This window comes from Pararobbsia alpina, assembly GCF_902859895.1.
GTDB classification, from domain to species: Bacteria; Pseudomonadota; Gammaproteobacteria; order Burkholderiales; family Burkholderiaceae; genus Pararobbsia; species Pararobbsia alpina.
Map to the genome: position 1 here is coordinate 1 of NZ_CADIKM010000093.1, position 7,403 is coordinate 7,403.

Genomic DNA, 7,403 nt, shown 5'->3' on the forward strand with positions numbered 1-7,403 from the left:
CTGTGCATCCGCGTCTTGACGGGTCGCCTGGTACTTATGAATCCATTGGCGCAACTGGTTCGCGTTCACGTTGGCCTTGAGCGCCATGCCGGCAACCGAGACGCCGGGTTGTAGGCACACCTCGATTAGCTGTCGCTTGTCCTGCCTATTGAAACTTCGTCTGCCGTCCGGGGCAACATGTGTGACTCGCAGCGGTAAAAAATCCAGCCTGTTTTCGATCATCGCGATATGTCCATTAAATTTGATGGACACATCCTCCGTTATTTCAACCGCCTCAGCTATGTGTGGGGTATTGATCGCTTACGGTCAATCTGCGGTCCATCGCCCCGAGGTGGAAACACATGCCAGCACCCGTCGTCCGTGTCGAAAGAAGAACAGCGTTGTGAGCAGCCTGACGACGGGTGGTTGTAGCCTGGAACCTCGAGGCCCGTGGCGGCCGGACCAACCGGAGATACTGATGTGCTACTCGGCTCAGATTCCGGCGGACTATCGCAAGTACGTCCGGATTTTTTGGTTGCACCTGTGTAACGCCAAGCCCCTGTCGGCATCTTTTGCAATTGCGGCGGGCGTGGCATAGTTCGGCAATTCCATATAAGAGACCTCAATGCCGACACTCAACAAATCCAGGCGAAGATGAAAAAACTGCAGGTTCAAGCCGATGCCTTGATTGCAAGAAAGGCGCAAGCAGCGGTCGACCAAATCCGGGCATTGATGCTGGAGCACGGCTTGACGATAGTAGACGTTGAAGTTGAAGCCAAGGCAAAGCGCGAAGCGAAAGCGGCGAACGGGAGTGTTCCGAACGTCAAGGCAAAGGCTTCCAGTAATCTAAAGGGTGGAACCGCGCCGAATATCAACATCCTAAAACAGGTGCCACCTGGACTGGCCATGGTCGCGCGCCGAAATGGATTGCTGAAGCGAAGGACCGAAGGAAGTTCCTGATTGCAGACGGCGCTGAAGCGGTTGTCGCGGCGCTGGCCGATGCTTCGAGCAAGGCCAAGACTGCGGTCAAGAAGGTTTCGAAGACGGTTGGTGCGACTGCGGGCAAGGGGCAGCGCAGAGGTCCGCATCCGGCGCTTTACCGTGACCCCAAGACTGGGGCGACATGGAGTGGGCGCGGGCGTGCTCCGGCGTGGCTGGCTGGTGCCAAGGACCGGACGAAATTCCTTATTGCAGGGGCAGTCAGCGCCGCCGAGTCTCCGAAGACAAAAGCTGTAGGCAAGGAAGAGGCGCCAGCGAAAAAGGCGGCAAGCGCAAAGAAGGCTGCTCCGGCGAAAAAAGCAGCGGCCGCAAAGAAGGCCGCGCCCGCGAAGAAGGCTGTGACGAAGAAGGCGGCTGCTAAGAAGAGCGGCACGCCGGCAGCCAAGAAGTCGGTGGCGGTCAAGACGGTCGCAAGGAAGGCGCCGCCAAAGAAGACGCCCACGAAGAAGGCTGCGGTCAAGAAGGTGAAAGACCAAGATACAGTGCCGCGGCTCCCTCTGTCGATGCTTCCGCTCAAGCGCCAGACGTTGTTACTACGTCGGTGTCAGCCTGAACGTCTAACGTCTGCTTGAGCATCATCCAAAGCCTGAACGTCACGTCAGCTCAGGTCGGCGTGCTGAGCAGGTCTTGGGCCGCTCACACCGAAGAATGGTCATGCGGAAGAACATGACCGGCCGAGACGGTGCCAACGCCTTCCCCACGGGAACGTTCGTGAGGAAGGCGTTCACCCGTCCCACGAAATTCTATTTGCCTCGCCGAAGGTCCAGAGCGCCGAGTTCCTGGAGTGTTGAAACGACAGATTCGACTAGCTCGCCGTCGAAGTCATCGCGGTTCGCCTCATCGTGCGTACCGGCCGTTGCTCGGCAGGGATGTCGACGGACAGACATCTCGAGCTCTTGAAAACCTCGCGGCAGCCGCCGGTCAGACGCGCGACTGGGACATGCTCATTGAATTGCTTTCTGGAGCGCGCGGGGTTGCCGGTAGTAGTTTGCCTCACCTTCGGCCGGAGGGATGTAGCCGATGAGTTCCAGCAGTCGATGGTTGTTAAACCATGACACCCACTCCAGGGTGGCGAACTCCACAGCCTCCTTGGTTTTCCAGGGTGCTCGACGATGAATCAGCTCGGCTTTATCTTGCACACAACAAAAAATCTTGCTGTGACGAACGCCACGGCTATTGCAGTCGACAAAAACAACGGCGGCGGCGCTGTGAGGGATGCGCGAGTAGGGAGACGTTTTGACGTGAGCGATGAATCGCACATGTTCATCGACGCCGACGGCGGCCGCGTCAATTAGCGACCCCTAATAATTTCCGGTCCTTGAAAAGCTACGCGCCAGCGCTGTGCGCATTTCTCCCGTTATGGTAAGGGTTGTACTCACCCGAGCTCGATAAAGATGCGAGCGCGGCGGGTCGCGTGCCGGCATACCCGGCAGGACATAACATAGAGCCGAAAAGCGGTTTGCCCGTCGCGGGGCAAACCGTTCTCTACCAGACGTGCCTTGTTGGGGCGCAATGCTTATCCGTGCGAGGGGACGTGATGGTGAGGCTGAGGATGATGGGGCTGAAAATGGCGTCGCACAGGGGCGTGCCGGCTATCGTGATGCGTGTCAGCGAACGACACGGCCGGGGCAGCGAACGCGGCCACGATGAGAACAGCAAGAGCTCTCTTGAAAACGAGTTTCATGGTAATCCAGTGGGTATAAGTGAGTGTCTACGAGTAGCGCGATGCAATGCCTCCGGCCACTGCGATGCGCCGATATTTTAACGCAGCGACCGGTTGGGAATCGCCGGACGAGCTATGTGAGCATGTAGGAACTAGTCGACACCACGGCCGACATGCTGAACATTTTCTGTGGGTATGCGCCAGTGATGGTCATGGAGAACCGCAAGCGCGTCGTTAAGCCTGTCCCGCTAGACGACGCTTTCGCTTCTTCACTCGCATGGTTGACTCCCGCTCCGGCGAGCGTTTTCCGAGCATGCCTTCCGCTTCTCGGTTCGCTTCAGGCTCCCCTTCCTGTTACCTCGACGCCGCTCTGTGCGACTTGGTCGCGACCGCCGCAAGAATAGGCAGCCCCAGCTATGAAAAAATCCAGGGTCTGCACTCCAGCCACGAAGCGCGGAACGCTACTTGCTGTCTGTCGGTTCTCAGCAACTTAAAAAGGGGAAAACGATGGCTGGCGACAATGCGTATAAGCCGCGCGAAATTGTGAAGGTCTCGGGTATTTACTCGGTGGTGCAGACGAGGGAAGGACACTTTCGAGGTCACCTGCGTCGAGGGCGAGCACTTTCCTCCAACGCGTAGCGGCAAGGGGGCGCACTTCGAGTTGAAGTACGCGGCGACACACTCGCACAGGCATGGCGAAGTGCAGGGCACGGAAGCCCGACGCTAACCTTTCATACCGACTGCGCGGCGCATCGCGGCTGCGATGCCTTGCGGGTGCGCCATTAACCTTCCTAGGGGTCCGACAGAATCGTCCGTTGCGGCCTGATGGCTCCGGACAGTGTCCATTGGACTAGCGTACCGTCATGGTCTCGGCGCGCGGCCCGACATCTACACCTCTTTCCCGCTACAGGAATATGCGGGAATTCCGGGTCACGCCCGAACCCGCGCCGTCGGGTGCGAACTAAACAGCCGGTCTCGCACATCCGGGTTTCGTCGTGCAAAAGCACTGGGCGAGCCGGCTCCACTATGACTTCCGGCTCGAACTGGATACGACAGGACAATCGCTTAAAAACTGCGCGCAGTCCAGTACGCTACCCAACGACGTCGCCGAAAAGCGCTCGGGAATTGTTTTTGCCAGATGGCGGACGAACGCCAACAGAATCGAAAAAGTCTACGTCGACTATCTGCGCAACGGGAAGGCGCAGACCACCGTCACTGCATTTTCCGCGCGGACGCGGCCCGGGATGGGTGTCTACGATGCCGGTCTCCTGGAAGCAACTGTCCGACCGACCGCGCAAACAGGGAGAGAATATCTCAGTTTTCAAACGCAGGACCCATGCGAGAACGACTTCACAGATTGGTAGTCGAGTCTTGGCGTCAGCGGCACGACGACATGCAGCCCCTTGCCGCCGCTCGTCTTTAGCCAGGCTTTCAGGCCGTTGGCGTGGGCAATAAAGCGCCTACGATGAAACATCCTCGCCGGATAGCGCAGCAATCTGCAGCGATGCCAGTACTGCGCTGCGGCAACTTGTACAACCCTTCTCTGGGCTGACGAGATATTCACCGCGCGTTCCCGGCCTTCCGTTCCTTTGGCTAGAAGGTGTTGCGCGGGAACTGGTCCCAGTGCTTACCGGACAATATCCGTCCTGCTTTGCCCTTACCGATAGCCGCAACGGAGACCTCTGAGCCGTCCTGCCGAAAGACTCTGACGGGTGTGTTCTTCGTCATCACGTCGGCCGCCTGCTCGACAGGTGCCCAGCGTCCCCATTGTTTGAAATGAAAGGGGACTTTCGCCTGTGCGCATTGACGTTGCAGTGCAACTGGCCACGCGGGGTCCATTGGACGTGAGCCAGCGCCGGATTCACCGCCGACAATCACCCAGTCAACTCTGGTTCCCTTGTCGTTGCGAACGAGATATTCGCTGAGGTCGACAGCCGACAAAAGAGGCTCACAAGATAGAAATCGTACGGAAGGCGACGAAAACTCGAGAAGATACTTGATTCTCTTTCTGGCTTCTGTCTGATTTTCCACTGTGGTCCCCAGCCAAACATTCTTCGGAAAGTCGTATCCTTTTGGCAACTGTTTCCGAACCAAATGAATTCGCTTCGTGAGAAGTAACCAGTCAAGGTTCGGCGTCTGACCGATAAGGTCCAGCAACCGTCGGCGCTCAGCGACAAGGTCCGGTCTGTTCTCGAAAACGTCGGCCATGGATGCACAAAATACGCGCCGGCGAACTTTTTCCTGGGCGGCGTCCTTGTCCCATTTAATCGGCTCTTTCCAGTGGGCCTCACTGAAGAAGCGCCTGGCGGTATGTGGGCCCCACAGGTCTTCCCCCAGACGTTTTGCCCAAGTTTCCGCATAACAATGGTCACAGGCGGCCGACACCTTGACGCAACCCCACCATGGGTTGAAGGTGTGATGCGTCCATTCGATGCGAGAGTCTTTTCCCATGCCGGATGCCCTGGACCTATAGGCGACTCGCGTCGACGCCAGGAGTGTTCGGGTCGTCAACTCGAGTCAGTGTTGCGCCGGTGACTGAGAAGACGATTGCCGGCAACGGAATCGCGAGGCTCTCATTCGGCTTCATTGTCGCCGCGGTAGGGATGAACTCTAAGCTTAGCGCCCAACGTCCGGTCGTGATTCCCTGTTCACGAAGGAGCGCAAACACAAGCTCTTCGAACGTGTATCGGAACGCGTTTGTCGGCATGATTGCTTGCTCCGTGTACCGTGGTCGCTCTGTCGCGCACGTTAATGCGACGCCGAAGTTAGATTTCCGCCCGTCGATTTGGCGCTTTGCGGTATCCCGTGCTGCAGCTTCCACAGCCTGTTTGCTTTGCGCGCGGACATGCTCCGGACCCCGAAAGTCCGCCCCGTCAATGGAGAAAGACCATGCGTATGCCCCAGCTTCCTTCGGATACGTTTCTATTCGAACACAGGCGCCCTTGTAGATAAACGCGAGATTTGCTTCGGGAGACCGTTGCGCGCGCATGATGTCCTCTCCGCGTAGAGAAAAGAGCCGTAGTTGCACCCACAATACAACTCTGTCACTAAAGCGCTACGATTCCGTGTGCCGAGTCAGTTTGCGTGCAAGTCGGACGCGCCAAACGCATGCTTTGACAGCTTTGAGCGCATGCCCACCCTGTGTGGCGGTCCTCGCCCGTGCGACTGCAGTTTTGACGCGAGTCGGGCCTAGCCTAGCCAGCAAGCGATGGCTTCAACGTGTTTACACCGGTGGCAGGACTTGGGATTCCAGGGACGCGCGCGTCTCGAGTCGGGATGGATTTTCTCCGCAGGGCGATTTTCCAAACTCGATACTTTGCGTGCCCTCAAGGTAACAACCAGGATGGGCAGCGTCAAGACGATACCTGTCTTGAAGTAATAGCCCCATGTAATTGTTACGTTCTTGCGAGCCAGCACATGCAGCCACAGCAGCGTCGCAAGGGACCCCATTGGCGCTATCTTCGGGCCGAGGTCGCTGCCAATCACGTTGGCGAACACCATGGCTTCCTTGACGATTCCGGTGGCTGGCTTGCATCGATAGACAACGCACCCACCAGTACCGTCGGCATGTTATTCATGACCGACGATAAAAACTGATACGAGCGTCGGGACGAGTTGACTACCTTGACGACGCCAGCATAACCGGCAACTCGATGAGCACGTCGACCACCGTCGCCAACGCGGCGCCAGATTTCAGAACGAACAGGTTAATTGCAGTCGCCACTGCCAGTTAGAAGAATGAGGAGAGATTTTTAGCAAAGGTCTGCTGCGCTCCCAAAGCCGGCGCGATAATCTATGTACGCCATCGCGTCGCTTTCCCCTGGAGTCGAGACATGCGAGTAAAAGTCACAACGATGCGTCTCAATGGCCAACCGCTCTCCGACGGCAACTCCGACCAACAGACAACGACATCCGGCGAGTTGACCATCGAGTCCGAACTCGGGGGTGAGCTGGCAACACATGTGACCGTGGCAAGACTGAGAGCGCACGGAACGACCACGCCCGGTGAATTGCTTGCACCGTTAATGGATGCAAAGCTTACGGAGCTATCGGACGATACCTTTGCCTTGACGGGCGTTGAGGTGCGCGGAGCAGCGAGGTTTGCACAGGCCTGGTACTGCAAGGTTCATGTGTGAAAGCCGGTGGTTCTCACCGATATGGTGCTCGCGGACTAACCGGGATGCGAAATGCACACAGGAAGAAACGGAGCACAGGAGCGCGCGCTTCAGAACAAGGTAACGAAGGCGGAAAACGAAAGCTGGTGAATTGCCACGGCTCAGCGCTTACCGCCGCGCACACGTCCACGCGAATCGCTAGCGCAGTTCTGCTTGGGGTGGACCTTGGCCCGAACTTTTCCGTCACTGGCTCCTTGGCAACCATCCTTTGGCTCACAGCGCTGCGTCGCGACGGCATCGAAGTGCCCGCATGGTCTTTCTTGAAGCTGGGTGTCGTGGTGACCCTGCCGGTTCTCGCCGCCGCATTAGGCTGCGGTCGCATTAAGCGCGAATTTGTGACTCCACTCGAGCGGTTACCACGGCCAGGCTGCCGGTATCTTGTTGCACACAGAGCCCAAGGCTGACCTCAAAGGTTGATGGCGCTCGCGCCCGCCTGTTTTCGGAGTATCGTGGCCGAACAACCCAACAAGCGTCAAGGGAGAGAAGCAATGGCAGCGATACAGCACGTCTTCGTTCTCATGCTCGAGAATCGCTCCTACGACAGCATCTTTGGCCTGTCGACCTTCTCTGGCATCCTTCCGGGCGGC

At 57.8% G+C, this 7,403-nt stretch carries 6 protein-coding genes and 6 pseudogenes; 6 read left to right on the top strand and 6 right to left on the bottom strand.

Annotated features, from left to right (window positions below):
• Nucleotides 1-252 (bottom strand): transposase (locus HV670_RS28845; protein ID WP_425511483.1); only part of this gene is annotated, 252 nt, incomplete at its 3' end.
• A 686-nt stretch (nucleotides 253-938) separates the two neighbouring features.
• Here HV670_RS28845 and HV670_RS32130 point away from each other — a divergent pair.
• Nucleotides 939-1,550: an H-NS family nucleoid-associated regulatory protein gene (locus HV670_RS32130; protein ID WP_425511485.1), complete on the top strand. Its 612-nt coding sequence runs from the start codon at nucleotides 939-941 to the stop codon at nucleotides 1,548-1,550.
• A 372-nt stretch (nucleotides 1,551-1,922) separates the two neighbouring features.
• Here HV670_RS32130 and HV670_RS28855 read toward each other — a convergent pair.
• Nucleotides 1,923-2,108 (bottom strand): annotated as a pseudogene (locus HV670_RS28855) (IS3 family transposase); the annotation flags it as partial.
• On the opposite strand from HV670_RS28855, the gene HV670_RS28860 reads away from it, so the two are divergent.
• The 3 genes and pseudogenes from HV670_RS28860 (at nucleotide 2,091) to ligD (HV670_RS32135) (ending at nucleotide 4,005) form a co-directional block, all read left to right on the top strand.
• On the top strand, nucleotides 2,091-2,273 hold the full coding sequence (locus tag HV670_RS28860; protein ID WP_175108368.1) for a hypothetical protein: 183 nt from the start codon (nucleotides 2,091-2,093) through the stop codon (nucleotides 2,271-2,273). The pseudogene HV670_RS28855 and the gene HV670_RS28860 sit on opposite strands and share 18 nt — an antisense overlap.
• Before the next feature lie 875 nt (nucleotides 2,274-3,148).
• A pseudogene (locus HV670_RS31620) lies at nucleotides 3,149-3,368 on the top strand (hypothetical protein).
• Between the two features lie 268 nt (nucleotides 3,369-3,636).
• On the top strand, nucleotides 3,637-4,005 hold the full coding sequence (gene ligD / locus HV670_RS32135) for a non-homologous end-joining DNA ligase LigD (RefSeq protein WP_425511484.1): 369 nt from the start codon (nucleotides 3,637-3,639) through the stop codon (nucleotides 4,003-4,005).
• Here ligD (HV670_RS32135) and ligD (HV670_RS32140) read toward each other — a convergent pair.
• The 4 genes and pseudogenes from ligD (HV670_RS32140) to HV670_RS28880 form a co-directional block, all read right to left on the bottom strand.
• A pseudogene (gene ligD / locus HV670_RS32140) lies at nucleotides 3,981-4,079 on the bottom strand (non-homologous end-joining DNA ligase LigD); the annotation flags it as partial. The gene ligD (HV670_RS32135) and the pseudogene ligD (HV670_RS32140) sit on opposite strands and share 25 nt — an antisense overlap.
• A gap of 155 nt (nucleotides 4,080-4,234) precedes the next feature.
• Entirely contained in the window at nucleotides 4,235-5,092 is an 858-nt protein-coding gene (locus HV670_RS28870) for a DUF5131 family protein (RefSeq protein WP_175108369.1), read from the bottom strand.
• A gap of 870 nt (nucleotides 5,093-5,962) precedes the next feature.
• Nucleotides 5,963-6,231, bottom strand: a pseudogene (locus HV670_RS28875) (ArsB/NhaD family transporter); the annotation flags it as partial.
• 3 nt (nucleotides 6,232-6,234) lie between these two features.
• A pseudogene (locus HV670_RS28880) lies at nucleotides 6,235-6,371 on the bottom strand (arsenical-resistance protein); the annotation flags it as partial.
• A gap of 103 nt (nucleotides 6,372-6,474) precedes the next feature.
• Between HV670_RS28880 and HV670_RS28885 the strand changes: the two are divergent.
• A complete protein-coding gene (locus HV670_RS28885; RefSeq protein ID WP_175108370.1) occupies nucleotides 6,475-6,777 on the top strand; it encodes a hypothetical protein in 303 nt (100 codons plus the stop codon).
• 137 nt (nucleotides 6,778-6,914) lie between these two features.
• A pseudogene (locus HV670_RS31625) lies at nucleotides 6,915-7,220 on the top strand (ArsB/NhaD family transporter); the annotation flags it as partial.
• Nucleotides 7,221-7,403: the final 183 nt, after the last annotated feature.